The sequence below is a fragment of the Microbacterium sp. SA39 genome (assembly GCF_000967865.1).
Taxonomy (GTDB): Bacteria; Actinomycetota; Actinomycetes; order Actinomycetales; family Microbacteriaceae; genus Microbacterium.
In genome coordinates this window covers 1-24394 of sequence record NZ_JXRU01000019.1, presented here as the reverse complement: position 1 = coordinate 24394, position 24394 = coordinate 1, and the positions used below count along the sequence as shown (strand labels likewise).

At 68.9% G+C, this 24394-nt stretch carries 22 protein-coding genes; 9 read left to right on the top strand and 13 right to left on the bottom strand.

From position 1 onward, the window contains the following. Positions 1–32: 32 nt before the first annotated feature. The gene (locus RS85_RS01075) at positions 33–1616 is read right to left on the bottom strand and encodes an ABC transporter substrate-binding protein (RefSeq protein ID WP_046011570.1); all 1584 of its coding nucleotides are present in this window, start codon (positions 1614–1616) and stop codon (positions 33–35) included. A 65-nt stretch (positions 1617–1681) separates the two neighbouring features. After that, positions 1682–3124, bottom strand: coding sequence for a serine hydrolase domain-containing protein (locus RS85_RS01070; protein ID WP_046011569.1), 1443 nt, complete (start codon positions 3122–3124; stop codon positions 1682–1684). A gap of 120 nt (positions 3125–3244) precedes the next feature. Here RS85_RS01070 and RS85_RS01065 point away from each other — a divergent pair, with 120 nt between their 5' ends. The 3 genes from RS85_RS01065 (at position 3245) to RS85_RS01055 (ending at position 5501) form a co-directional block, all read left to right on the top strand. Next, the gene (locus RS85_RS01065) at positions 3245–3685 is read left to right on the top strand and encodes a MarR family transcriptional regulator (RefSeq protein WP_046011568.1); all 441 of its coding nucleotides are present in this window, start codon (positions 3245–3247) and stop codon (positions 3683–3685) included. 5 nt (positions 3686–3690) lie between these two features. Beyond that, positions 3691–5031, top strand: a complete 1341-nt coding sequence (locus RS85_RS01060) for an MFS transporter (protein ID WP_046011590.1) — start codon at positions 3691–3693, stop codon at positions 5029–5031. An 83-nt stretch (positions 5032–5114) separates the two neighbouring features. Next, on the top strand, positions 5115–5501 hold the full coding sequence (locus RS85_RS01055) for a hypothetical protein (protein ID WP_046011567.1): 387 nt from the start codon (positions 5115–5117) through the stop codon (positions 5499–5501). A 108-nt stretch (positions 5502–5609) separates the two neighbouring features. On the opposite strand, the gene rocD is transcribed toward RS85_RS01055, so the two are convergent. The 7 genes from rocD to RS85_RS01020 all read right to left on the bottom strand — a co-directional run bounded on the left by rocD (position 5610) and on the right by RS85_RS01020 (position 10477). Next, complete coding sequence (gene rocD / locus RS85_RS01050) at positions 5610–6803, bottom strand: ornithine--oxo-acid transaminase (protein ID WP_442921920.1); 1194 nt, start codon at positions 6801–6803, stop codon at positions 5610–5612. Then, on the bottom strand, positions 6800–7678 hold the full coding sequence (ddaH, locus tag RS85_RS01045) for a dimethylargininase (protein WP_046011589.1): 879 nt from the start codon (positions 7676–7678) through the stop codon (positions 6800–6802). Before ddaH ends, rocD begins: the two co-directional genes overlap by 4 nt. Before the next feature lie 179 nt (positions 7679–7857). Further along, positions 7858–8868, bottom strand: a complete 1011-nt coding sequence (locus RS85_RS01040; protein ID WP_052703258.1) for an NAD(P)-dependent alcohol dehydrogenase — start codon at positions 8866–8868, stop codon at positions 7858–7860. Position 8869: 1 nt separating this feature from the next. Beyond that, on the bottom strand, positions 8870–9085 hold the full coding sequence (locus RS85_RS01035; RefSeq protein ID WP_046011564.1) for a helix-turn-helix transcriptional regulator: 216 nt from the start codon (positions 9083–9085) through the stop codon (positions 8870–8872). Continuing rightward, positions 9085–9531, bottom strand: a complete 447-nt coding sequence (locus RS85_RS01030) for a hypothetical protein (RefSeq protein WP_235282295.1) — start codon at positions 9529–9531, stop codon at positions 9085–9087. The genes RS85_RS01035 and RS85_RS01030 overlap by 1 nt, the downstream gene beginning before the upstream one ends. A gap of 209 nt (positions 9532–9740) precedes the next feature. After that, a complete protein-coding gene (locus RS85_RS01025; RefSeq protein WP_046011563.1) occupies positions 9741–10049 on the bottom strand; it encodes a putative quinol monooxygenase in 309 nt (102 codons plus the stop codon). Further along, positions 10046–10477 carry a heme-binding protein gene (locus RS85_RS01020; protein WP_046011562.1) on the bottom strand — a complete coding sequence of 144 codons (432 nt, stop codon included), beginning with the start codon at positions 10475–10477 and terminating at the stop codon, positions 10046–10048. The genes RS85_RS01025 and RS85_RS01020 overlap by 4 nt, the downstream gene beginning before the upstream one ends. A 118-nt stretch (positions 10478–10595) precedes the next feature. On the opposite strand from RS85_RS01020, the gene RS85_RS01015 reads away from it, so the two are divergent. Beyond that, entirely contained in the window at positions 10596–11456 is an 861-nt protein-coding gene (locus tag RS85_RS01015) for a LysR family transcriptional regulator (protein WP_046011561.1), read from the top strand. Positions 11457–11482: 26 nt separating this feature from the next. Here RS85_RS01015 and RS85_RS01010 read toward each other — a convergent pair whose 3' ends face one another. Continuing rightward, the gene (locus RS85_RS01010; protein WP_046011560.1) at positions 11483–15148 is read right to left on the bottom strand and encodes a proline dehydrogenase family protein; all 3666 of its coding nucleotides are present in this window, start codon (positions 15146–15148) and stop codon (positions 11483–11485) included. Positions 15149–15355: 207 nt separating this feature from the next. Between RS85_RS01010 and RS85_RS01005 the strand changes: the two genes are divergently transcribed. From RS85_RS01005 to RS85_RS00995, 3 genes are read left to right on the top strand one after another with little or no spacing between them, the layout of a single operon-like run. Next, positions 15356–16219: a S8 family peptidase gene (locus tag RS85_RS01005; protein ID WP_046011559.1), complete on the top strand. Its 864-nt coding sequence runs from the start codon at positions 15356–15358 to the stop codon at positions 16217–16219. Positions 16220–16255: 36 nt separating this feature from the next. Further along, positions 16256–16927 carry a hypothetical protein gene (locus tag RS85_RS01000; protein WP_160298602.1) on the top strand — a complete coding sequence of 224 codons (672 nt, stop codon included), beginning with the start codon at positions 16256–16258 and terminating at the stop codon, positions 16925–16927. Beyond that, positions 16924–17427 carry a hypothetical protein gene (locus RS85_RS00995; protein WP_046011557.1) on the top strand — a complete coding sequence of 168 codons (504 nt, stop codon included), beginning with the start codon at positions 16924–16926 and terminating at the stop codon, positions 17425–17427. The genes RS85_RS01000 and RS85_RS00995 overlap by 4 nt, the downstream gene beginning before the upstream one ends. Before the next feature lie 713 nt (positions 17428–18140). Here the strand turns inward: RS85_RS00995 and RS85_RS00985 are convergent. From RS85_RS00985 to RS85_RS00975, 3 genes are all read right to left on the bottom strand, one after another. Then, positions 18141–19736 carry an HNH endonuclease signature motif containing protein gene (locus tag RS85_RS00985; RefSeq protein ID WP_046011555.1) on the bottom strand — a complete coding sequence of 532 codons (1596 nt, stop codon included), beginning with the start codon at positions 19734–19736 and terminating at the stop codon, positions 18141–18143. Positions 19737–19888: 152 nt separating this feature from the next. Next, on the bottom strand, positions 19889–21286 hold the full coding sequence (gene pntB, locus RS85_RS00980; protein ID WP_046011554.1) for a Re/Si-specific NAD(P)(+) transhydrogenase subunit beta: 1398 nt from the start codon (positions 21284–21286) through the stop codon (positions 19889–19891). Then, a complete protein-coding gene (locus tag RS85_RS00975; RefSeq protein ID WP_046011553.1) occupies positions 21283–22833 on the bottom strand; it encodes a Re/Si-specific NAD(P)(+) transhydrogenase subunit alpha in 1551 nt (516 codons plus the stop codon). The genes pntB and RS85_RS00975 overlap by 4 nt, the downstream gene beginning before the upstream one ends. Before the next feature lie 208 nt (positions 22834–23041). Between RS85_RS00975 and RS85_RS00970 the strand changes: the two genes are divergently transcribed. Then, entirely contained in the window at positions 23042–23821 is a 780-nt protein-coding gene (locus tag RS85_RS00970) for a hypothetical protein (protein WP_046011552.1), read from the top strand. Then, positions 23818–24378, top strand: coding sequence for a hypothetical protein (locus RS85_RS00965; RefSeq protein WP_046011551.1), 561 nt, complete (start codon positions 23818–23820; stop codon positions 24376–24378). Before RS85_RS00970 ends, RS85_RS00965 begins: the two co-directional genes overlap by 4 nt. Positions 24379–24394 lie beyond the last annotated feature (16 nt).

Sequence of the window (24394 nt, the reverse complement as noted above, 5' to 3'; positions counted from 1 at the left end):
GATCCGATCCGTGGCTCCTGCCGCGCCGGCGTTCAGCCGACCAGCCGCACGCTCGTGGGCTCGATCACTCCGAGCCACTCGAACTCGGCGCCGTTGCCGAACATGTAGATGGTCGCGTTCGCGAAGGGCACCATGTCGGCGGCTGCGAAGAGCGCGCTCTCGGCCTCCTGCCACTTGTCGCAGCCCTCGCTGCCGTCCAGCTGCGAGGCCTCGGCGACCGCCGCGGTGTACTCCTCGTTCTGGATGGCCGAGAAGTTCGAGCCCTCGGGCGGGACGGTGCCGCTGACGAAGCCGATCGCCTGGTCGGGGCTGTTGACGCTGAGCGTGAGCCAGCCGATGTCCCAGGCACCGGTGCCGAACGTCGCCTCGAGCAGCGCGGTCTCGTCCTGCTGCTTGCCCTCGACCTCGGCGCCGATCTCCTGCCATGCCCCGAGTGCGAGCTCGGCGGCCGCGGCGGCCGCAGCTCCGAGGCTGTTCTCGTAGAGGAATGTCAGGCTGAGCCGGGTGCCGTTCTTCTCGCGCACGCCGTCGGCGCCGCGGACCCAGCCGGCCTCGTCGAGCGTGGCGTTGGCGGCATCCACGTCGAACTCCGGGAGGGAATCCGAGATCGCGTCGTAGGAGCAGACGGTCGGCTCCACGACGGCGAGGGCCGTGGCCCGTCCGCCCTTGCCGGCGGTGAGGACGTTCGCGAGCTCATCCAGGTCGACGGCCTGGGTGAGCGCCAGGCGGACGGCCGGGTCGCTGGTCGGGTGGCCTTCGGCGTGGTTGTACCACTGCTCGCCCGCGATGGCCGTGGCTTCGCGCTGGAACAGGCCGGCGCCGATCGCGCGGTCGGCATCCGGGCCGGTGAGCTGGGCCGCGTTGGCCTCGCCGGAGAGCAGGAGGTTGGCTGCCGTCGTCCCGTCCGAGACGATGCGCACGTTGACCTTCGCCGGGATGCCCGCTTCGTCGACGGTGGCTCCGCCGGGGCCCCAGGTGTAGCCCTCGCGGAGTTCATACGTGTAGTGGTCGCTCGGCACGGCCTCGGTCAGCACGTACGGGCCGGTGCCGTCGGTCCCGTCGGCGAGTCCGTCGCGGTCGGTCAGAGAGCTGCCGCAGACCATCGGCAGACCGCCGAGCCCGAGCATCAGGAACGGCGCGGGGCTCGCGAGCGTCATGGTGACCGTGTCGCCCTCGGCGACGCTGGTCACGCCGACCGGCAGGAAGGCACCGAGGAAGCCGCTCTCGTTCGCGGGGTCCGAGATCCAGTTCAGGTTGTCGGCCGCGGTCTGCGCCGTGAACTCGCTGCCGTCGGCGCAGGTGATGCCCTCCTGGATGGTCAGGGTGGCGGTGGTGCCGTCGACGCTCCACTCGGACGCGAGCTGGCTGCGCACCTCGCCCTCGGGGTCGATGCTGACGAGCGTGTCGTAGGCGAGCTTGCTGATGTCGAACAGCGCGCTGCCCGCGGAGAGCTGCGGGTCGAGGCTCCCCGGATCGGAGCCGAGGATCGTCGTGAAGGTTCCGCCCTCGGCTGGATCACCGCCCTCTCCCCCTCCGCCGGCCGAGCAGCCGGCGAGGGCTGCGATGAGAGCGGTCACGGCGACGACGGCGGTGACGGCGGTGCGTTTCGGTGTCATGACGTTCCTCCAGGCTGGTTCGGGTCTCTCGGGGTGAGCGGTCGCGGCGAGCCGCGTCCGGAAGATCAGCGCGTTCGCGGAACGGCGCGACCGAAGTGGATGTACGAAGCGCGGCCGTCAGCGGCCGGATCGAGGAACGCGAGCACGAGGTGCATCCCGTCCTTTCGTTCGCGGAGGATCAGCGACCCCTCGTCGAAACGGACCAGCTCGTCGGTCGAGGGCTCGGCTCCGAGGGCGAGCAGCTCCGGCGTCGGGCGCTGCTCGAGCCACAGGCGACCGGTGTCGTCCTGCGACACCACCATCTCGACGGTCGAGTTGGCGTAGACGCCCAGGAAGCCGGCGACGTCGGCGGCGGCGGCTGCGCCGGCGGGCGCCTCGGAGGATGCCTCGGATGCCGCGGGCGGGGCGGGCGGCGTCGGCAGGGTGATGCCCGCCATCTCGCGCAGGAGCTCATCCGCGATGTCGTGGAACAGCCCCGCGCCGTCGCCGCCGTTGGTGAGCAGCACAACGGCGACTCCGGCCTCGGGAGCCAGGCGCAGGAAGGAGGACTGTCCGATGGTGTTGCCGTCGTGGCCGAACAGCATCCCTTCGCCCTCGCGGTCGATCTCCCAGCCGAGACCCCAGGCCGCACCCATTCCGGTCAGCCGCGGCAGATGCACCTCGGTGGAGCGCATGGCGAGCGCGGAGTCGCGCGAGAGCAGTGAGGGGTCGTCGCCCTCCGAATTCGTCGCGACGGTTTCACCCGCCGCGATCTGCAGGTGCGCCCGCGCGAACGCGGCGAGGTCGCGGGCCGACATCGCGAGCATCGAACCCGCCGGCTCGTTCGACCGCGCCATCGCCCAGAAGGGCGCCGGCTGCTGCACGCCCTCGGCATCCGGACCGACATGGCCGACGGCGACGCGATGCAGGATCGCCTCGTACGGGCTCGGCGAGACGGTCTGGAGTCCCAGCGGCGTCGCGATGTGCTCGATCAGCGCCTGTTCCCAGGTCGTCTCGCGCAGGACTTCGATGAGGCGACCGAGCACCACGTATCCGGCGTTGCTGTACGAGAAGAACGAGCCGGGAGGGAAGATCTGCGCGGCATCCCCGAGCAGCGTGAGGTAGCTCGACACCGCGTCATCGCCGCGCCCGGTGTCGGTGAAGATGTCTCCCTCGATGCCGGACCGGTGGCTGAGGAGCTGGCGCACCGTGATGGTGGAGGCGGCCGCTTCGTCGGCGAGCGCGAACTCCGGCAGGTACTGCCGAATCGGGGCATCGAGTTCGACCAGCCCTTCGTCGACCAGCTGCATCACGAGGGTGGCCGTCCACACCTTGGTGATCGAGCCGATCTGGAAGACCGAGTCGGTCGTGGCCTCGATCTTCGTGGCCGTGCTGAGCAGTCCGACCGCATGCTCGACGATCTCTCCGTCGATGACCACGGCGACCGCTGCGGCGGGCACCCCGTGGGCCTCGGCGCGTGTTCCGAGAGTGGACTGCAGCATTCGACCGACCTCTGAGGGGCTGTACATGCCCTCACTCTAGGCAGGGGCTTCGCCGCGACTCTGGTCGGATCGGACGGATGCAGGATGCCCTGCTGGTGCGATCGGACGAATGACTCTGGACGAAAGATTAGATAGACTATCTAAGTAATGTCTGCGACCGATGAAGCCCTCCACCTCACCGCGACAGACCTGCGCATGGCCACCTTCCGTCTGGCCCGCCGCCTGCGGAGTGCCCGCGCCACCGACACGATCAGCGACACCCAGCTCGCCGTGCTCGCCGACCTGCGCATGAACGGACGACGGACGATCTCGACCCTCGCCGAGCGCGAGCGGGTCACCGCCCCGTCGATGACCAGCATCGTCAACGGTCTCGAGGAGCAGGGTTTCGTCGCGCGCACACAGGATGCCGACGACCGCCGCCGCGTGCAGGTCGACATCACGGATGCCGGCATCGCGATCGTCGTGGAGACGATTCGACGCCGCGACGAACTGCTGGCGGACATGCTCCGCGAGGTCGACTACACCGAGGCGGAACTGGCCACGCTGCGTGACGCCAGTGCGCTGATGCGACGGGCGGTCGAGCGATGAGCGCCATGTTCCGCTCGTTCGCGAACATCAACTACCGGATCTGGTTCGCGGGCGCCCTGGTCTCCAACATCGGCGGCTGGATGCAGGCCACGGCGCAGGATTGGGTCGTGCTGACCGAGCTCACCGACAACGACGCGACCGCGATGGGCGTGACGATGGCGCTGCAGTTCGGCCCTCCCCTGCTGCTGGTCAGTCAGACGGGCTGGGTGGCCGACCGCTTCGACCGCCGTCACATCTTGCTCGTCACCCAGACCGCGTTGCTCGGGCTGGCCGTCGCCGTCGGCATCCTCCTGCTCAACGGCGTCATGACCCTGCCGATGATGTTCTGCTTCGCGCTCGGCTTCGGCGTCGTGAACGCGTTCGACGCCCCGGCGCGGCAGGCGTTCGTCTCCGACATGGTCTCGGCGGGCGACACGTCGAACGCGGTCGCGCTGAACTCGGCATCCTTCAACCTGGCGCGCATGATCGGACCGGCCGTCGGCGGTCTGCTGATCGTGGCGATCGGCTCCGGATGGGTCTTCATCGTCAACGCGGCCACATTCCTCGCGATGATCCTCGCCCTGCTGATGCTGCGGAAGAGTCTGCTGGCCGCGCGTCCGAAGACCCGCAACCGGGGCGGTCTTCTCGCCGGCTTCCGGTACGTGTGGGGGCGCAGCGACCTGCGCGTCGTGTTCGTCACCGTGTTCCTCATCGGGGCGTTCGGCATGAACTTCCCGATCTTCGCCTCGACCATGGCGATCGAGTTCGGCTCCGGTGCCGACGGCTACGGGGTCCTCAGCTCCATCCTCGCCATCGGCTCCCTCGCCGGAGCGCTGCTCGCGGCCCGGCGCGACAGGGCGCGCGTGCGCGTCGTGATCCTCGCCGCCGGCGGTTTCGGTGTGGCGGCACTCGTCTCCTCCGCGATGCCGACCTACGCGTCCTACGCGGTCACACTGATGTTCACCGGCTTCATGATCGTGACTCTGCTGACCACCGCCAACGGCTACGTGCAGATGACGACCGATCCCTCGCTGCGCGGACGCGTCCTCGCGCTCTACATGGCCGTGATCATGGGCTCGACCCCGGTCGGCGCCCCCATCGCGGGCTGGGTCGCCGACGCGTTCGGTCCGCGCGTCGCGATCATGCTCGGCGGCACCGCGGGCCTGGTCGCCTGCGCGATCGGAGCGATCTGGGTCTTCACGTCCGGGCGCCTGCACCGCGACGAGAACCGCCGGTTCCTGCTGACCCTCGACGAGACGCGGCCGCTCAGCATCATCGACGAGGCGGATCCGATCGAATTCAGCGACGCGGCGGCCTCGACCACGCCGATCCGCACGGCGTCGAAGGACGTGTCGAAGCACGACTGAGCGGCGGCATCCGCGGGCGGCGCGCCTCGCCGTCATTTGTCAACGCCCTCTTCCGACCGGTATGCCGGTCTTACCTTGGGCTCATGGACGAGAACATGGAAAGCACCCCGCACCCGCAGGATCCCGCCGAGGGCGCCACCGGCGTCGACGGCTCGACCGAGAACGAAGGCCACGAGGGCGGCGACGACGGCGCCATCCAGGGCGACGCCGACCGGGGCGAATCCACCGGAGGAGCCATTCAGGGCGATGCCGGGTCGGACCGCGCTGACTCCGGCGACGGCGAAGGCGGAGCCATCCAGGGCGACAGCTCCCGCGGCGAGTCGACCGGCGGCGCCATCCAGGGCGACGCCGGACCGGGTCACGACGCCCCGCTCGGCGGCGACGAGACGACGGCCGACCAGCTCGACGCCGACAACCCCGCCGAAGAGGACATGCTCAAGACGCTCGACCCGGACTCTCCTCCGGCCTGAGCCTCCCCGCCCCGCCCCGCCCGAAGCCCCCGCTCGGGAACATGTCGGCGCCAAGAAGGCCGCCCCTCCGTTCATTCGGAGAGGGCGGCCTTCTTCTTCGGATGCGAGCTACGCGCCGAGCACGAGCTTGAGCTGCTCCACCGCCCAGTCGAGTTCGGTCGCGCGGATCACCAGCGGCGGCGCGATGCGGATGGTCTGACCGTGCGTGTCCTTCACGAGAACCCCGCGTGCGAGCAGCTTCTCGGCGATCTCGCGGCCGGTGCCCCTCGTGGGGTCGATGTCGACGCCCGCCCAGAGTCCCGCGATGCGGACCTCGGTGACGCCGTGCCCGATGAGCGGCTGCAGCGCCCGGTCGAGGTGCGCACCGAGCGCACGCGCGCGCTCCTGGAACTCCCCCGACTCGAGCATCTCGACCACGCGCAGGCCGACCGCTGCCGCGAGCGGGTTGCCGCCAAAGGTCGAGCCATGCTCGCCGGGACGGATGACCCCGAGCACGTCCTCGTTCCCCACGACGGCGGAGACGGGAAGAATGCCGCCGCCGAGCGCCTTGCCCAGCAGGTACAGGTCAGGCACGACGTCTTCGCGATCGCACGCGAAGGTCTCGCCGACGCGGCCGAGTCCCGACTGGATCTCGTCGGCGATGAACAGGACGTTCTTCTCGTCGCAGATCTCGCGGATGCGGCGCAGGTACCCCTCGCGCGGGATCACCACGCCGGCCTCGCCCTGAATCGGTTCGACGAGCACCGCAGCGGTGTCGTCGGTGATCGCCGCGGCGATGGCATCCGCATCCCCGTAAGGGACGACGTCGAAGCCGGGAGCGAACGGGCCGAAGCCGTCGCGCGCCGACTCGTCGTCGCTGAAGCCGACGATCGTGGTCGTGCGGCCGTGGAAGTTGCCGGCCGCGACGATGATGCGCGCGCGACCCTCGGCGATGCCCTTGACCCGGTATCCCCAGGCGCGCGCGACCTTGATGCCGGTCTCGACGGCCTCGGCGCCCGTGTTCATCGGCAGGACCATGTCCTTGCCTGCGAGCGCAGCGAGTGCGGCGGCGAACGGCTCGAGCTTGTCGCTCTGGAACGCGCGGCTGATGAGCGTGACCCGTCCGAGCTGCTCGGTGAGGGCGGCGACGAGAGCCGGATGCCGGTGGCCGAAGTTCACGGCCGAGTACGCGGCGAGCAGGTCGAGGTACCGCTTGCCCTCGACATCCGTCAGCCAGGCGCCCTCGCCGCGGGCGATGTTCACCGGCAGCGGGTGGTAGTTGTGCGCGACATGGGGCTCGGTCGCGACCTCGGTCGTCGTCACTTCGCGCCGCGCAGTTCGAGCGTGCAGCATTTGATGCCGCCGCCGCCGAGCAGGAGCTCGGACAGGTCGACCATGATCGGGTTGTAACCGCGGTCGCGCAGCTGCTGATCGAAGCCCTTGGCCCGCGGCGAGATGACGACGTTGTAGCCGTCGCTCGCGGAGTTCAGTCCGAAGACCGAGCCGTCCTCGTCCGACACGAGGATCGCGTCGGGGAAGCGCTCCTCGAGGATCGCGCGGCTGGCATCGTCGAAGGCGCCGGGCAGATAGGCGATGTTCGCGCGCTCGGGGCCGCCGTTCTCGGTGCCCTGCACCGGGTCGAGCACGGCGATCGCGGTGTCGAGGTGGTAGAAACGCGGGTCGACGAGGTTGAGCGAGACGACCTCGCGGCCGAAGACCTCACCGACCTCGCGGTGGCTGTCGCCGGTGGAGCGGAATCCGGTGCCCGCGAGGATGATGTCGCCGACGAGCAGGAAGTCGCCCTCGCCCTCGTTGACCTCTTCCGGGATGACGGTGTCGTAGCCGGCTGCGCGGAACCAGTCGGCGAACGCGGGCGACTCGCCCTGGCGCTCGACGAAGCGGAACTTCGGCACGTAGGCGCGGCCGTCGATGAGGAAGCCGCCGTTGGCCGTGTAGACCATGTCGGGGAAGCCCGCGAGCGGCTCGATCAGCTCGACGTCGTGCCCGAGTTCGAGGTAGAGGTCGTGCAGCTTCTGCCACTGCGCGACGGCGTTCGCCGTGTCGGTCGGCTTCGACGGTTCCATCCACGGGTTGATCGAGTAGTTGACCGTGAAGTGCGAAGGCTTGCACATCAGGTAGCGGCGGTGGTGCGCGGTGCGGGTGGGCACCGTGGTCGTGGTGGTCTCAGGCGTCGACAGCGTGTTTTCGAAAGACAAGATGCTCCTCGGAACGTAACGCGGCGGACTCTGTCCAGGGGCCCGGCGGTCCTTCGACCCGCCTCTCGTCAGAGAGGTCGCGGGGAAGATGCGACTCGAGCACGCCAGCATCCATTCTGTCATCCGCCCCCTGTGCGTGGCCAGAGCGGCTCACGACCAGCTCATGACCCGTGCACGACCACCTTGCCGACCGCGTGCCCGGCCTCGACGTGAGCCAGAGCGGCAGATGCCTCGGCGAAGGGGTATTCGCGCTCGATCACGGGCGCGACGCGCCCTTCGGCGACGAGCTCGAGGAGCTTCGCGAGCACCTCAGGACGCGGGGAGGCCGCGAGTGGGCGGATGCGGCGGGAGCCGATCGAGAGGAACATCCCACTGAGGAGGCGCGGTATCGGGCCCAGCACGTGGCCGCCGTTGCCTGCCACGAGCACCACTGTCCCGCCGGGTGCGACGAGTCGCTGCAGCTCGCGCAGCGGCATCCCGCCGGCGATGTCGATGACCGCGTCGAAACGCTCGGCCGGGAGGTCGCTCAGCGGCGTGGTGCGGTGGTCGAGCGTGCGAACGGCACCGAGGTACTCGACCAGGGGCGCGTTGCGCGCGCCGCAGGTGGCCCAGACCTCGGCGCCGCGCAAGGCGGCGAGCTGCACGGCGAACGTGCCGACGCCTCCGGACGCACCGATGATCAGCACTCGGGGCGCGCCCCCGCCGCGCAGCCCGACCTCGGCGAGGTCGAGAGCCTGCCACGCGGTTCCTCCGGCGATCGGCAGGCAGGCGGCGACGCCGGGCGCCACGTCGGGTGGGATCGGCACCAGGCGGGAGGCGGGGACCCGGACGTATTCGCCGAGCTCGCCGCCGCCGAGGAGCTCGCCGACGACGTCCTCTCCGAGTTCGGCGCCGACGACATCGGGTCCGACGGAGACCACGGTGCCGGCGACCTCCATGCCGCGCACCGGGTGCTTCGGCCTGGTGAGGCCGAACACCGGCCGCACAAGCAGCGGGTCTCCGAGCAGCAGGCGAACGTCGCCGGCGTTGAGCCCGGTGGCGAGGACTCGCAGCACGACCTCGCCGCGGCCGGGGACGGGAACGGGGATCTGCTGCAGGGTCGTTCCGGATGCCGGCCCGTAGGTCTCGCGGCGCCAGGCGGTCATCGTCGGGGTTTCCGCGTTTTCAGTCATGTCACTGCTCCGGGTACTGGAAGAGGTCGTCGAGTCCCACGCCGAAGGCGCGGGCGATCTGGAAGGCGAGCTCGAGCGAGGGAGAGTACTTCTCCTGCTCGATCGCGATGAGCGTCTGCCGGGTCACGCCGACAGCGCGGGCGAGATCGGCCTGGGTCATGCCCGCCGATTCGCGATGAGCGCGGATGCGATTGGAGACGCGCGTGGGCTTGACCATCAGACGAGTCCCCGCCGGTAGGCGATGACACGGGCGACCCCGCCGACGAGGGCGGAGACGGCGAAGCCGGCGTACATGGTGTTCGCGATCCAGAACACGTCGGCGCCGACCGCGCAGAGCACGATCACGCCGAGTCCTGCGATCACGACGAACGCCTGCTCGACGCGGCTGCCCATCCGGCTGATGTCGCGGTCGCGGATGTCAGAGCGGCCGACACCGTCAGGATCCTTCGCGCCGGCGACCATGCCCCAGAGGATGCTGAGGATGATCACGGCGACGATGCTGCCGCCGATCACCCAGAGCATGAGCGGGAACCAGTCGACGCTCGTGAGCGGACCGCCGCCCGCCTGCTGGAGGATCAGCACGATGTAGACGACCATCGAGATCGGACTCACGATCAGCCCCGCCCAGGCGTTGCGTTCTTCGTAGACCATGATGCCTCCCATGTAAAAGATTCTTGACACAAACGTACGTCGCGCAGACGGCGCGTGTCAAGAATCTTTTACATTTGCCCGCCACTTGCAGGTCGAGAAGTCAGATGCAGGTCCGGATGCTCGGATCCGGACCTGCACGTGTGCCCCAGACCTGCACGTGTGCCCCAGACCTGCGCCTATCTGCCAGCGGTCACGATCGGGCGGCGTCGCGGCCGGAGCTCTCAGTCGGAGACCTGCGCGAGGAAGGTGAGCTCCAGCGGCGCGGCGAGGAGCGCATCGGCCTGCGCGGCGAAAGCCAGGTAGTGCGCCGTCGCCTGGTGCTCGCGCAGCGCCGCCATCGATACGAACGCCTCACGCATGAGGAAGGTACCGGGAGAGTCGGTGTGCTCGAACAGGACATAGTCGAGGTTGCCCTGCTCGGCGCGCGTCGGCTCGATCAGCTTCAACAGTTCGCGCCGCGCATCCTCGCGACGCCCCTCCCGCGCGACGAGCGTCGCCAGCGAGATGACGATGTCCGTGGAGGCGCTCATGCGGATGCCCCGATCGCCGTGGCGGCTGCGGCGGCAGCAGCAGCAGCGATCGCGTGGTCCTGCTCGGCCGTTCCCCCGCCGACCCCGACCGCGCCGATGACCTCACCGTGGGCGTCACGGACCGGGACCGCCCCTCCGAGGAAGGCGAGCGGCACCGTGACGGCATGCTCGAACCCGAACAGCGGGCCACCGGGAGCCGTGGCGCCCGCGAGATCCGCCGTAGCGGTGCCGCCGAAGAAGAGCGTCGTGCGCGCCTTGCTCAGGCTGGCGTCGACCGCAGCGATCAGTGCTCCGTCCTGCCGCGCGATGAGCACGGGCTGCACCCCGGCGTCGACGACCGTGACGACGACGGCAAGGCCCTGTTGGGATGCTGCGCCCTGGGCCGCCGCGATGGCGTGCTCTGCGACGGCGAGCGTGAGTGAGGTCATGATTGTTCCTGTCTCTCCGGACGCCCGTGGTGGCGTCTGGGGGATGCAACACCGCGGACTCGAGCGCCCTTACCCTGCGATGGATGCAACAACCGCGGATTATCCATACACTCATCGCATGGACGTCACCGAGCGGCAGCTGCGTGCCTTCCTCGCCGTGTGCGATGAAGGTTCGATCACGCGGGCGGCCGCTCGCCTCTTCATCAGCCAGCCGACCCTGTCGCGGCAGCTCGGGGCGTTGGAGCAGACCCTGGGCACCGTCCTGGTCGAGCGGCTCCCCCGCGCGACCCATCCGACGAGCGCGGGACGCAGCCTGATCGGCACTGCGCGCGCCGTCGTCGCCGCGCACGCAGACCTCGAGCAAGCCGCGAAGAACGTGACGTCCGGACACGTCGGCGAGCTTCGTATCGGCACGCTGTACTCGCTCAGCCTGGGGATGCTGCCGTCGATCCTCGCGGACTGGCGGTCACGGCATCCGCGGGTCCAGGCAGAGCTGCACGAATTCCGGCACCAGGAGGACCTCGTCGCCGCCCTGCTCGGCGGCTCATTCGATGTCGCGATCGGCCCCGTGCCTGAGGGCTGGCCGGCTGGGCGCAGCCGCCTGACGACGGAGGAGTTCGTCGTCGTGCTGTCGGGCGGTGAGGAACGAGACGAGCCGCTCGACCTCGCCGCTCTGCGCGCCGACGACTGGGTGCACTTCGCAGCCGGCAACGGGCTGGGCGAGGTGCTCGACGCGGCGTGCGCACGCGCAGGATTCACCCCGCGGGTGGCGCTTCGCACAGAGCAGGCGCGCGCTGCCGTCGAGTACGCGGTGAACGGACTCGGACATGCTCTCGTGCCCGACAACGTGGTGCCGTCGGGGGTGGCTTCGCACGCGCTGGCCGAGCCGGTGCGCCGGGAGATCTCGGTCTTCTGGCGGGGAGGGGCCGATCCTCTCGCTCGTTCCCTGCTCGCCAGCGTGACGACCCAGGGTCGCTGACCCTCACGATCGCGCCGACGGACCGCTCAGATCACTTCGCTGAAACGCCCCTCGATGTTCCCGTAGCGGTGCGCCGTGATGCTGATGGACTGCTCATGCAGGAACGGCAGGAGCTCGATGCGTGCGGCCGCGGTGACCTCGCCGTCGAACACGGCGATGTCCGGATCCCCGTCGGATGCCGCAGCGAGGGCCGCGTGCGCCGTCGCGACCGCCTCACGTCCGCCGACCAGGCGGATCCGGTCCTTGCCCGGAGCCGGGCGATGGTCGCCCTCTGCGGGTTCCTCGTGGCGCAGCATCCGCTCGGTCCACTCGTCGGGGATCTCGAGGAACACGACGGCATCCAGGTCGCCCAGAGCATGCCTCACCTCGGCTGGCAGCCCTGCGGGAGCGGAGAGCACGAAGCGGGCACCCGAACGCACACCGGCGATCACGACGCGCAGCAGGTCCTGCAGGGCGGCATCCTCCGTCGCGCGGATCTGCACGGGCACCGGGCGGTAGCGGAAGAGGTTGCGCTCGACGCCCAGACGCGACACGTCGCGCACCTGTCCGAACTCGCGATCCCAGGCGAGCGCGTCCGACAGGGCGGAGCGGCGCAGCCACTCGAACTCCTCGTAGGCGAGGGAGGGCTGGGCCGACTCGATGAGCGCCGTGATGCGGGAGTCGAGACCCCGCAGGTGCAGGGTGCTGGATGCCGGGCCGCCGGGCAGCGAGCGCCAGGAACCGAGCCCGATCAGGTAGTTCGGCCCGCCCGCCTTGGCGCCTGGTCCGACCGAGGAGCGCTTCCAGCCGCCGAAGGGCTGGCGCTGCACGATCGCGCCGGTGATCCCCCGGTTGACGTAGAGGTTGCCCGCCTGCACGCGGTCGAGCCACTGAGCGAGATCGTCCGGGTCCTGCGTGTGCAAGCCGGCCGTGAGCCCATAGGCGACGGCGTTCTGCAGCTCGATCGCCCTCTCGAGCGTCGGCGCGTGCATCACGCCGAGCACGGGGCCGAAGAACTCCTCGGTGTGGAAGCGCGATCCCGCCTGCACCCCGACCCGGATGCCGGGGCGCCAGAGCCGTCCGCTGCCGTCGTCGTCCGGGGAGAGGGCGGGCTCGATGAGCCACTGCTCGTCGCGTTCGAGCTCGGTCAGCGCCCAGGCGAGCTTGCCCTGCGGCTTCTCGATCACGGGTCCGACCTCGGCGAGCGGGTCCGTCGGCCAGCCGACATGCAGTGAGCGGACGGCATCCGCCAACTGGCGGGCGAACCGCGGGGAGCGGCCGACCGGACCGACGAGAATCGCGAGCGACGCCGCCGAGCACTTCTGACCCGCATGCCCGAAGGCGCTTTTGACGAGGTCGGCGACGGCCAGGTCGAGGTCGGCGGACGGCGTGATGATCATCGCGTTCTTGCCGCTGGTCTCGGCGAGGAGCGGCAGGTCGGGGCGCCACGAGCGGAACAGAGCCGCGGTGTCCCACGCCCCGGTGAGGATCACGCGGTCGACAGCGTCGTGCGTGATCAGCTGCCGACCGAGGTCGCCCTCCTCGATGTCGACGAAGGCGAGCACATCGCGCGGGATGCCGGCCTGCCACAGCGCCTCGGCCACCACGGCCGCGCACCGGCGGGCCTGCGGCGCGGGCTTGAACACGACGCCGGAGCCGGCGGCGAGAGCGGCGAGCACTCCCCCGGCCGGGATCGCGATCGGGAAGTTCCAGGGCGGAGTCACGACGGTGACCCGGGCGGGCACGAACGATGCTCCGGCGATGGTGTCGAGCTCGCGCGCCTTCGCGGCGTAGTAGCGGGCGAAGTCGACGGCCTCGCTGACTTCGACGTCGGCCTCGGCGAAGACCTTTCCCGTCTCGGATGCCGCGACCTCGATCAGCTCGCCGCGACGGGACTCGAGCGCGGCAGCGGCCCGCAGCAGCACCTCGGCGCGTTCCGCAGCCGGACGAGCGCCCCACGCGGCAGCGGCGTCATGCACGCGCCGCACGGTCTGATCGAGCATCGCGGGGTCGTCGATCCGCGCGGCGTCGAGCGTGACGTTGCCGGCGGCCGACTCGCGGATGCCGTCGCGCACGGCGCGGGCCCAGTCGCGGTTCACGGGAAGAGCGGGGTCGGTGTCTGCCGTGTTCTCGAAGCCGGGTGCGCCGCCGGAGTCATCCGCCACCTGGCGAGCGGAGTAGACCGCGGTCTCTAGGAACGCCTCGCCGTCGGAGTCGTCCGAACCGCGGGAGATGCCGAGCACGGCCTTGGTCAATTCGGTCTCGGCCGCGGGCATCACCGGGGTCGGGCGCAACGACTCGTGTACAGGCTCCAGACGGTTCTGAGTGCGGCGGGGGCCGATCCAGAAGGTCGGATCGGTCGAGCGTTCGAGGGCGCCGAGGAAGCGATCCTGCTCGCGGACGAACAGGGCCTCGTCCTGGTCGAGCCGGAAGGCTGCGGAGAGGAAGTTGTCGGAGGAGGCGTTCTCCTCGAGCCGGCGCACGAGATAGCTGATCGCGACGTCGAATTCGGCGGGCGCCACGACCGGCACGTAGAGCAGGACGGGGCCGACTTCGCGGGAGACCGCCTGCACCTGCCCCTGGGCCATCCCGAGCAGCATCTCGAACTCGATGCGCTCGCGCACTTCGCGCTCGCCGGCGAGCAGCCAGGCGTAGGCGATGCCGAACAGGTTGTGCCCGGCGATGCCGAGCTTCACCGCGGCGGTGTGCTCGGGGCGCAGCGCCCAGTCCAGGCAGCGCAGGTAGTTCGCGTCGGTGTCGAGCTTGGTGTCGTAGGTCGCCGGGGTCCAGCCGTGCAGCTTCGCCTCGACGTTCTCCATCGCGAGGTTCGCGCCCTTCACGAGTCGCACCTTGATCGGCGCTCCGCCGTGCGCGACGCGGTCCTGCGCCCAGGCCGTGAGCTCCTGCAGCGCGGGGAGCGCGTCGGGCAGGTATGCCTGCAGCACGATGCCGGCCTCGAGTCCGTGCAGTCGCGGGTCCTCGAGGATCCGGGTGAACACCGCGATCGTGAGGTCGAGGTCGCGGTACTCCTCCATGTCGAGGTTGATGAAGGTGCTGTCGGGGGAGGCCGTCAGGTAGAGCGGCAGCAATCGCTCCACGACCTCATCGACGATCTCGTCGAACGCCCACATCGAGATGCGGCTGATGATCGCCGACACCTTGACCGAGACGTAGTCGACGTCGGGGCGCCGGATCAGCTCGTGGATGCCGTCGAGCCGGCGCTGCGCCTCGGCTTCACCCAGTACGGCCTCGCCGAGCAGGTTGAGGTTGATGCGGGCGCCGGACTCCCTGATCCTCTCGAGCGCGGGGCCGAGCTTGGCGGGGCGGGCATCGACGACCAGGTGCCCGACCATGTCGCGGAGCACGCGCCGGGCGATCGGAACGACCGGCGAGGGAAGAATCTGCGCCATGCCTCCGCCGAGCCGCACCGCGGAGCGCAGATACCACGGCAGGAACTCCGGCACGATCGGGGCGATGCGGTGCAGCTGGGATGCCGCGGCGGACAGGCTCTCCGGACGCATCACGCCGTCGACGAAGCCGAGTGTGAACGGGAGGCCGTTCGCGTCCTGCAGCACTCCGGCGAGGCGCGCAGCAGCAGGGTCGACCTCGGCCGCCGCGGCCTCGATCACCCAGCGGCGCGCGAGTTCGACGGCACGATCCGCAATGGGTGCGGATGCCACGGCATCCGACGGGGATGACGACGACTCTGCCATGGTGTCCACATTAGGTCGCGATGGTCGCCGTTCCGCGGACGCCACCCGGGTAGAAGATTCGTCGAGTACGGGACGAGGACCGCGAGACCAGGAGCCGGACGCGGCTCACGTCTGGCGTCTCTGACGAAATCGGACGCAACCTAGAATATTGCACTGCGTTCAACAATCTCGATAGGAAGGAAGCACCCACCTCGAGAAACCAGGGATATGCGCCGCACGCTCTTGCCGATCCTCGTCGCGATCGGTATTACCGCCCTCGCGGGCTGCGCACCGACGGCGACTTCCCTACGATCCGATGACGCCTGGGCGGACCGATGGCTCCAGATTCCGGACTCGACAGAATCAACGCTGAGAGTCGCCGTCGTCGACGGCGGGATGCTCGAGCACCCCGTTCTCGACGGGCGGGTCTTCGAGCGCTGGGAAGCGGAGCCTGTCGCGGACACCCCCCGAAATGCGCATGCCACCGAGATGGCAGGGCTGCTCCTCGGCGCCAACCGGGCAGGCGACACCTCCCTCACCGCCGGGATCGAACTCCTCGACGTTCGAGTTCTTAATGAAGACGGGCTCGGCCGACCGGCTGACGTCGCGGCAGGAGTCCGATGGGCGCTGGAGAGGGACGCAGAGGTGATCCTGATGAGCCTCAGCATCTCGACTGACGATCACGATCTACGCACAGCGATAGAGGAGGCTCATGCGTCCGAGGTGGTCGTCGTCGCCAGCACGGCGAATGGACTTGCCGAGGTCCCCTCCTACCCTGCGGAGTATCCCGGGGTGATCGGCGTGACGAGCATGGATTCGGAACGCACCCTTGCCCCTCTCGCGGGGGTGCGAGGAGCCGATATCGCCGCCCCGGGGCAGAACGTGTGGGCGCCCTCGAGCAACCAGGGTTTCCAACTCGCAGCGGGAACGAGCGTTGCTGCCGCGACCGCAACCTCTGTGCTCGTTGCCTGCCCGGGCATGCTCGATCTCACCGAGCCTGAGATCGTCGCGTACGCGAAGAACTCGGATGTGACGGTCACATCCGATCAGCGCAGCATTCCCGTGCTGCGCTGTATACCGAAGGAGAAGTAAATGAGACAATCACGCATCGCCTCATCCCTCGGGATCGTGGTCGCCGCCGCCGTGGTGATCACCAGCACGACGGGGTTCGCCGCTCCACACTCTGCTCCGGATTCACCCGAGGTGGAGATCACGACGGAGCTGGTCGATGAATCCACGGACATCGTCACCATCGATGTGCCCGCGGAGATGGGCATCGAGTCGACCACCGAGATGCGTGTCGTCGACGCAGTACCCGAGAGCATCGCGGTCACTGCTGTCGACGACCGGGGAGAAGCGCTCTCCGATTCGTTCGTCGTCGAATCGTTCGAGCAGGTCACCACGGAGTCCTTTATTGCGGTCATGCGCTCAGAGGTCACCGGTGAGTCGTCGGTCATCGACACGACGCAGGTTCAGCAGCAAGCACTGCCGGCGATTCTCATCGCCGTGATCGTGCACGGCGTGCGAATCTTCGCCGTAGCGGCCGCCAAGGAAGCCGCGAAGAGGTTCATCCTCGGTTTCTCAACTCAAAAATGGGCGCACATCATGGTTTCCAAGCACAATTGGAGCAGACTCGCGAAGACGAAGGATGAGATCGCGGATCTGATGGCCGGCGCGGTGGCAAACGGAACTCGCACGCAAGCGACCAACCACATTGAATTCACGTGGGCACATCGGGGACAAACCATCGTCGTCCGCACCGGTCTCGACGGACAGATCAGTAATGGATGGATCAAATGACCAGTGAGCGAAGTCTCGCAGATCTCGTCTATCGGGGCGAGTTCGGTGAAGCCCTGAAAGCAGCCGGAGATCTCACCCCGAAGAAGATCCATTCCCTGTTGTTCTTGGAAGACGGAAGACATCGCGAGGACGAGGGGCCGTGCGATGAGTTCCTCCGTCTGTGGTACGCCAGCATCGAAGATCCCTACCTGCGAGCTCTCGCAGCTTCGTGGTTCGCGGACACGTATCTGACGGAACTCGCTCCTGTGCCGAACGCAGAGTACATCGGCGCGAATTGGCGCACGGAATCACTTCGCGACCTCCTAAAGGCCGTGTCCGATGCCCTGCTCGGCTGGGAAGTCAATGAGTGGACGGAGACTCCGGAGCGCCCGCTCCCGCAAGAATCTGCAGGGAAGTGGCGCGCCGCCGGCAAGATTCTCGCCGAGCTCGATCTGCCGCCCGCAGTCCCGCTCATCAATCCCGACCCGCCGGAACACCAGCGCATGAACGCTGCGGACTGAAGCACCCAGTAGAGCGCGGGTCCGCGAGCACCGCCCAGGCGCTCGCGGACCCGTCGCCTTCCTGCCGATCACCAATGTCCTCGGTCATGGTTCGCACCAGCCCCGGTGGCGAGATCAGCAACGGATGGAGCAAATGACGGAATCACGACTCGCTGACCTCGTCTATGACAGACAGTTCGAGCGAGCCATCGAAGTTGCGGCAGAGCCCACGCCTGATGGCATACGTCGTCGCTTGTTCACCGACGACAAGCGCTGGCGCCAAGATGAGGGGCCGTGCGACGAGTTCCTTCGCCGCTGGTACGCCACGCTGAAGAGTCCGTGACGAGTTCCTAGCCGCTGGTACGCCACGCTGAAAAGTCCGTACCTGCGGGCTGAGGCCGCTGACTGCTTCGTGAGCGCGTACACGACAGAACTCGCTAGCGTCCCGAATCGCGAGTACACAGGTGCGAACTGGAGAACGGAGTCGCTGCGCTCGCTCCTCGCGGAGATCAGTGATGCCCTCCTCGGTGAGAGGCGTCGCGATCTGGAGGAGACCCCGGAGCACCCGCTTCCCGCCGAATACGCGGAGAAGTGGCGGGCCGCCGGCAAGATCCTCGCAGAGCTCGATCTGCCCCCGTGGTCCCGCTCATCGATCCCGACCCGCCGGAACACCTGCGGCCGACGGCTGCTGACTGAACTCCCGGGTGTGAAGCGTCTGCAGCGTCTGCAGCGGTTCATGCGGTGGCCAGGTGTCGGGGGATGCTCGGTCGTGGTGTGCGCCAGTGTCCGTGGGGGTCCCACCAGGCGGGTCCGCGAACCTCGGGGACCCCGGAGTTCATGCGGATCTCCCACCCGGACGTTTCGAGCGACCGATGGTGCCACCAGCACAGCGGGACCCCGTTGTCGGTATGGGTCGGTCCGCCGCGGGCGTGCTCGGTCACGTGGTGTATCTCGCACCACGACGCGGAGACGTGACAGCCAGGGATCAGGCATTCCTTATCGCGCGCGATGATCGCCCGGCGCTGGTGGACGGTGAACACCCGGTCGGTGACACTGATCCCCACGATGCGTCCTTCGTCGAACAGCACCCGTTGAATAGATCCGCTGCACGCGGCGTGCGCGGCAACATGCAACGGGACCGGTGACTGGGACCCGGCAAGGGTCGCCCATCCCCTGCCTGCCGCGAGGTCTTTCGCATCCACGTGCACGACCAGCGTCGGCGACGCCCCACCCAGCGACGGCATATCCCGGTGCCGAGCCGCGATACTGAACGCGGCGGCCAGGGCATCGTGCCGTTTCTGTCCGGCGGAGCGCCTGTCGGGCGGTTCCGGCTCGGGCTCCTCGGAGCAGAAGTCCCTGTTGGACGGGGAGCCCCGGCCGGAGGGGAAGGTTCCGTCGCCGTCGGCTTCGCTGCCACCGGCGCTGAAGCCGGCAGCCGCAGCTGCATCCCACCCCGCGTCGCCGCGAGTGGCCTCGTTGCCGTCGGCTGACCACGCACCCGGGCCCGTCTCATCGCTGTCTTCGAACCGCACTCCGGGTTGCGGGGGCCCGTCGGTCTTCGGGTTGCCGTACGCGTCGAACACGGCCTGTATCTGTGCCGCGACATCGGGGAGCACGTTGCCCCGCACCGCGTGCAGCCCGTTGCGGAGCCGCCCGATCGTGAAGAACCGTTGATCCTGCGCACCTCGATCTGACGGCTCGGGCCCGTCGGGGTCCATCGCCAACGCGATCGCCTGCGCGTACTGCCGGATATCCTCCGGCGTCGCCGGCGGACCCGGAGGATCGTCAGAGTTGCTCGCATCCGTATCGGCGTCTGCTTCCGCATCCGGGAGATCGAACACGGACGGGTACCCGCGGGCATAGTCCGCCAGCACAGCATCCGCACCCAGCATCGTCTCCCGCCCGACCTTGTGCGCCGCCTTGTCGATCGGGGTGACCGCGGCCAGCAGACCGGCGACACCGATCGCGCCGTCGAGCATCGCGTCCCGGAGCGCCGGATACCGAGCCTGGAGCCGCTCCCCCGAACTGACGCTGATCTGACGGCGCACCGCATCCGCGGCCTTCCCCACCCGCGTCGCCCCGGCAACATCGGTCAACAGCACCCGCTGGAGCAGTTCGTTCTGCCCCCGACACCCGAACGAGTGCGCGAAATCCGGGCCCGCACACGCGACGCCCTCGACAACTACGGCCTCGATGCGCCGGAACGCCGCCCCCGCCACCCGGAGCACGTCCATCCGCTCCGCATCAGCCAGGCCTGCCAGCACGTCACCGGACAGCACCGCATCGAGGTCGGTCACGACCCGATCCAGGAGTTCCGTGGTGCTGTTCATACCCCCAGTCAACCCGGGACCACCGACATTCCGACCCCGAAAACCACCAGATCAGGCTGCCCTTTCCGATATACCGGCATACGATCCGGGCGGCCAGGTTTTGTCTCGCTCCGCTCGCTCAACGACCGAGACGCCTGGACGCCGCAACCGCCTCACAGCGCCGCGATGATGTCCTCCACCTTCTGCTTCGCGTCGCCGAAAAGCATCGACGCGTTGTCACGGAAGAACAGCGGATTCTGCACGCCCGCATACCCTGCCGCCATCGAGCGCTTGAAGACGATGACGTTCTCGGCCTCCCACACCTTCAGCACCGGCATCCCGGCGATCGGGCTCGAGGGGTCTTCCGCGGCAGCGGGGTTCACGGTGTCGTTCGCGCCGATCACCAATACGACCGACGTCGCCGCCAGGTCGTCGTTGATCTCGTCCATGCTCAGCACGATGTCGTACGGCACCTTCGCCTCGGCGAGCAGCACGTTCATGTGCCCCGGCAGGCGCCCCGCGACGGGATGGATGCCGAAACGCACGTCCACTCCCCTCTCACGCAGCCGGCGCACCAGGTCGGCGACCGGATACTGCGCCTGCGCCACCGCCATGCCGTATCCGGGCGTGATCACCACGGTCTTCGCCGCCGTCAGCATCTCGGCGGCACCCTCGGCCGTGATCTCGCGATGCTCGCCGTACTCCTCGTCCGACCCGGACGGCGCGACGATCCCGAAGCCTCCGGCGATCACCGACAGGAACGACCGGTTCATCGCCGTGCACATGACGTAGGAGAGGTACGCACCCGACGACCCGACGAGCGCACCCGTCACGATAAGCAGGTCGTTGTTCAGCAGGAAGCCGGCCGCAGCCGCCGCCCACCCGGAGTAGCTGTTCAGCATCGACACGACCACGGGCATGTCGCCGCCGCCGATCGAGGCGACGAGGTGCCAGCCCAACGCGAACGCCAGCACGGTCACACCGACCAGCAGCCCGAGCTGCTGATCGTTCACGAACCACACGGTCAGCACCACGAACGCGACCAGCGCGCCGATGTTCAGCACGTTCTTGCCCGGCAGCATCAGCGGCTTCGACGACATCTTCGCCGAGAGCTTCAGGTACGCGACGATCGAGCCGGTGAACGTGACCCCGCCGATGAAGACACCGATGAACACTTCCGCATTATGAATCCCGAAGAGCGCCGGAGCGATCTCCGGATGCGCGAGATACCCATTCCAGCCGACGAGCACAGCGGCGAGGCCGACGAAGCTGTGCAGCAGCGCGATGAGTTCCGGCATCCCCGTCATCTCGACGGAGCGCGCCCGCCACAGACCGATCGCCGCGCCGATGACGACGGCGGCGACGAGCAGTCCGAGACCGAGGAAGGCACCCGTCGTCCAGGCATCCGCCACCGTCAGAGCGACGGTCGCGACCAGCGCGATCGCCATACCGGAGATGCCGTAGACCACGCCCGCACGGGCGGACTCGTGCCGGCTGAGCCCGGCGAGACTCAGGATGAACAGCAGCGCAGCGACGATGTATGCCGCGCCCGCGAGCGCGTCGACGGTCACTTCCGGCCGCCCTTCGCTGAGTTCCCGAGTGTGAACATCGCGAGCATCCGGCGGGTGACCGCGAACCCTCCGAAGATGTTGATGGATGCCAGCAGCACGGCGACCGCCGCGAGAACCTGCACGACGGGGATCGGCGAGGTCACCTGCAGCATCGCGCCGACGACGATCACGCCCGAGATCGCGTTGGTCACCGACATGAGCGGCGTGTGCAGCGCATGATGCACCTTGCCGATCACGTAGAAACCGATCACGACAGACAGCACGAGCACGGTGAAGTGCTGCGGCAGCGGAGCGGGCGCGAACGCGTTCACGGCGAACAGCGCAGCGATTCCCGCGACGATGAGAGCGACGCGACGCCCGGTCGACATCGCCGCCGGCTTCGCGATCTCGGCCACCGCGTCGGGAGATGCGGCAGTCGCCGCCGCGACCTGCACCGCCGGCGGCGGCCAGGTCACCTCCCCGTCCCGGACGACCGTGACCGACCGCTGCACGACATCCTCGAAGTCGATGACCAGCTGCCCGTCCTTCGCAGGAGTCAGCAGAGCCACGAGGTTGGCAAGATTCGTGCCGTACAGCTGCGACGCCTGCGCCGCGAGACGCGAGGCGAGGTCGGTGTACCCGAGGATGATCACGCCGTTGTCGGTGACGACCCGCTCGCCGGCTACCGAGCCCTCGACGTTGCCCCCCTGGCCCGCGGCCATGTCTACGATGACGCTGCCCGGCTTCATCCGTGCGACGTCGGATGCCGTGATCAGACGCGGCGCTGCGCGCCCCGGGATGAGAGCGGTCGTGATGATGATGTCGACGTCGGCCGCCTGCTCGGTGTAGATCTCGGCGGCGCGGCGGTTGTAGTCCTCGCTCGTCGCCTTCGCATAGCCGTCGGCGGATGCCGCGACCGCGACGTCGACCGCGAGATAGGTCCCGCCGATCGAGGAGACCTGGTCCGCGACCTCGGGACGCGGGTCGGTGGCGCGGACGATCGCGCCGAGGCTCGACGCCGCACCGATCGCGGCGAGACCGGCGACTCCGGCTCCGGCGACCAGCACCTTCGCCGGCGGCACCTTGCCCGCGGCCGTCACCTGTCCGGTGAAGAAGCGGCCGAACTCGTGCGCGGCTTCGACGACCGCACGGTACCCGGCGATGTTCGCCATCGAGCTGAGCACGTCCATCGACTGCGCGCGCGAGATGCGCGGCACCGCGTCGAGGGCGAGCGCCGTGATCCCCCGCTGCGCGAGCGACTCGACGAGCTCGGGGCGGAGCGCCGGCGAGAGCAGCGCGATGAGCGTGGCCCCGTCAGCGAGGAGCGCGATCTCCTCGGCATCCGGGGCGGTGATCGCGAGAACGACCTCGCTCCCCCACGCCCCTTCTCGGTCGACGAGCGTCGCGCCCGCCGCCTCGTACTCCGAGTCCGGGTACGACGCTGCTGCGCCCGCTTCCCGCTCCACGCTGACCGTGTGGCCCAGCTTCCGCAGCGACGCGATCGTCGCCGGGGTGGCCGAGACCCGCGCTTCGCCCGCAGGCTCTCGCACGATGCCGATGACTGCCACTTGCTCCTCCTCCGCCCGTCTGCATCGACGGGGTTCTGCGGGCTGCCGTGCCCGTATGTTCCGCCCAGAGTACTGAGCGAGAGAGCCTCAGAACCCGCCTTTCGGCCAGATGACATCGAAAGAACCGTGGTTCTTGATGAATACGCATGCACGAGCCGGGGAACTGCTGCCCTCTCGGCGGCGGCATCCGCCGTTCTATGCTGATCCCGTGACGACGACAGCGCCGCGCGATCCCGGATCAGGGCGCGACCCCCGCATCGCCGCGGCAGCAGATGCCGCCGCAACAGCGGATGTCGACAAGTCGAAGGCCGAGGTGGCGCAGGCAGAGGCGGCCCGCACGAGCGCACGCGCGAAGCTGCTCGGCTGGGCGCGACGGAGCATCGACCTCATCCCGACCTCCTGGCTGCTCACCGGCGCCGGAGCTATTCTGTTGGCGGCCACCGCGATCTTCGGCGGACTGGAGGCCGCAGCCGTCGATCCGACCCCCGAGGTCGCGGTCGGCGAGATGTTCGCCGGGTCGGACCTGGAGATGACGGTGGTCGGCGTCGAACTGCGCGAGGAGCGCGGCAATGCGGGCCTGTCCCCCGACGAGGAGAAGGACGAGCGCCTCCTCGTGGTCGTCGTCGACGTCGTCAACACCTTCCCCATTCCCCGACCTGCCGCCAGCGGCAAGACGGTGTCCCCGGTGATCGATGGAATCCTCATCGACGGGCTCGACGCAAAGGCCACGGTCTCGCTCGCCGAGGACGGCGAAGGCAGTCCGATGCTGCAGCCCGACGTGCCCGCACGCCTCCTCCTCACCTGGATCGTCGCTCCGGACGACTATGAGGAGGGCGACGAGATCCTGCTCACCCTGCCCGATTCCATCCACTACGTCGGCAAGAACGTGACGAGGGGCGACTACTGGGCCGACGTCGTCGTCGGAGCCACGGTGACAACCGACCTCGTCGAGGTGCCGGCCGCGGTCGACGAGGTGGTGATGCCGTGAAGAAGAAGATCCTGGTGTGGTCGCTCACGTTCGTCCTGCTGGCGGGCGCGTGGGGACTCTCGAAGGCGACCCTTCCCGACGACGCTGCGCTCGCTGCGTTCCCCGTCGTCGCAGAACTCGACGAGCCGGCCACCTCCCGCAACCTCGCAGTGACCATCACCGACGTGCACGCCGCCCGCCGCGTCGCCGATGCCGACGGCTGGTCGGCTGAGGGCACCTGGCTCGTGGTCGATCTGGAGGCCGCCACCGTCGAGGCCCAGGACGGCGACATCCTGAGTTTCGCCGAGCTGACCATCGGCGACCGCAGATTCACGGCGACAGATCGGGGCACGTCCTTCTACCGGCAGCGCCTGATCACAGGTGTCCCGCGCGCAGGCAGCCTCGCGTTCGAGCTCCCCGACGGTGCTCTCACCGGCACCGGGGTCCTCAGGCTGGGGCTGCCGACGGGCCCACCGGGCGAGATCCTGATCGACGACGTGATCGAACTGCGGATCGATCTCGACGAGCTGCCCCTCGAGGCGGAGGTCACCCTCGACGAGAACGGCTGGGCGCGATGACCATCCCGATCCCACC

Coding starts and splice junctions, on each gene's coding strand:
- RS85_RS01075 (WP_046011570.1), bottom strand. CDS start 1,616: ATGACACCGAAACGCACCGCCGTCACCGCCGTCGTCGCCGTGACCGCT.
- RS85_RS01070 (WP_046011569.1), bottom strand. CDS start 3,124: ATGTACAGCCCCTCAGAGGTCGGTCGAATGCTGCAGTCCACTCTCGGA.
- RS85_RS01065 (WP_046011568.1), top strand. CDS start 3,245: ATGTCTGCGACCGATGAAGCCCTCCACCTCACCGCGACAGACCTGCGC.
- RS85_RS01060 (WP_046011590.1), top strand. CDS start 3,691: ATGTTCCGCTCGTTCGCGAACATCAACTACCGGATCTGGTTCGCGGGC.
- RS85_RS01055 (WP_046011567.1), top strand. CDS start 5,115: ATGGACGAGAACATGGAAAGCACCCCGCACCCGCAGGATCCCGCCGAG.
- RS85_RS01040 (WP_052703258.1), bottom strand. CDS start 8,868: ATGACTGAAAACGCGGAAACCCCGACGATGACCGCCTGGCGCCGCGAG.
- RS85_RS01035 (WP_046011564.1), bottom strand. CDS start 9,085: ATGGTCAAGCCCACGCGCGTCTCCAATCGCATCCGCGCTCATCGCGAA.
- RS85_RS01030 (WP_235282295.1), bottom strand. CDS start 9,531: ATGGGAGGCATCATGGTCTACGAAGAACGCAACGCCTGGGCGGGGCTG.
- RS85_RS01025 (WP_046011563.1), bottom strand. CDS start 10,049: ATGAGCGCCTCCACGGACATCGTCATCTCGCTGGCGACGCTCGTCGCG.
- RS85_RS01020 (WP_046011562.1), bottom strand. CDS start 10,477: ATGACCTCACTCACGCTCGCCGTCGCAGAGCACGCCATCGCGGCGGCC.
- RS85_RS01015 (WP_046011561.1), top strand. CDS start 10,596: ATGGACGTCACCGAGCGGCAGCTGCGTGCCTTCCTCGCCGTGTGCGAT.
- RS85_RS01010 (WP_046011560.1), bottom strand. CDS start 15,148: ATGGCAGAGTCGTCGTCATCCCCGTCGGATGCCGTGGCATCCGCACCC.
- RS85_RS01005 (WP_046011559.1), top strand. CDS start 15,356: ATGCGCCGCACGCTCTTGCCGATCCTCGTCGCGATCGGTATTACCGCC.
- RS85_RS00995 (WP_046011557.1), top strand. CDS start 16,924: ATGACCAGTGAGCGAAGTCTCGCAGATCTCGTCTATCGGGGCGAGTTC.
- RS85_RS00985 (WP_046011555.1), bottom strand. CDS start 19,736: ATGAACAGCACCACGGAACTCCTGGATCGGGTCGTGACCGACCTCGAT.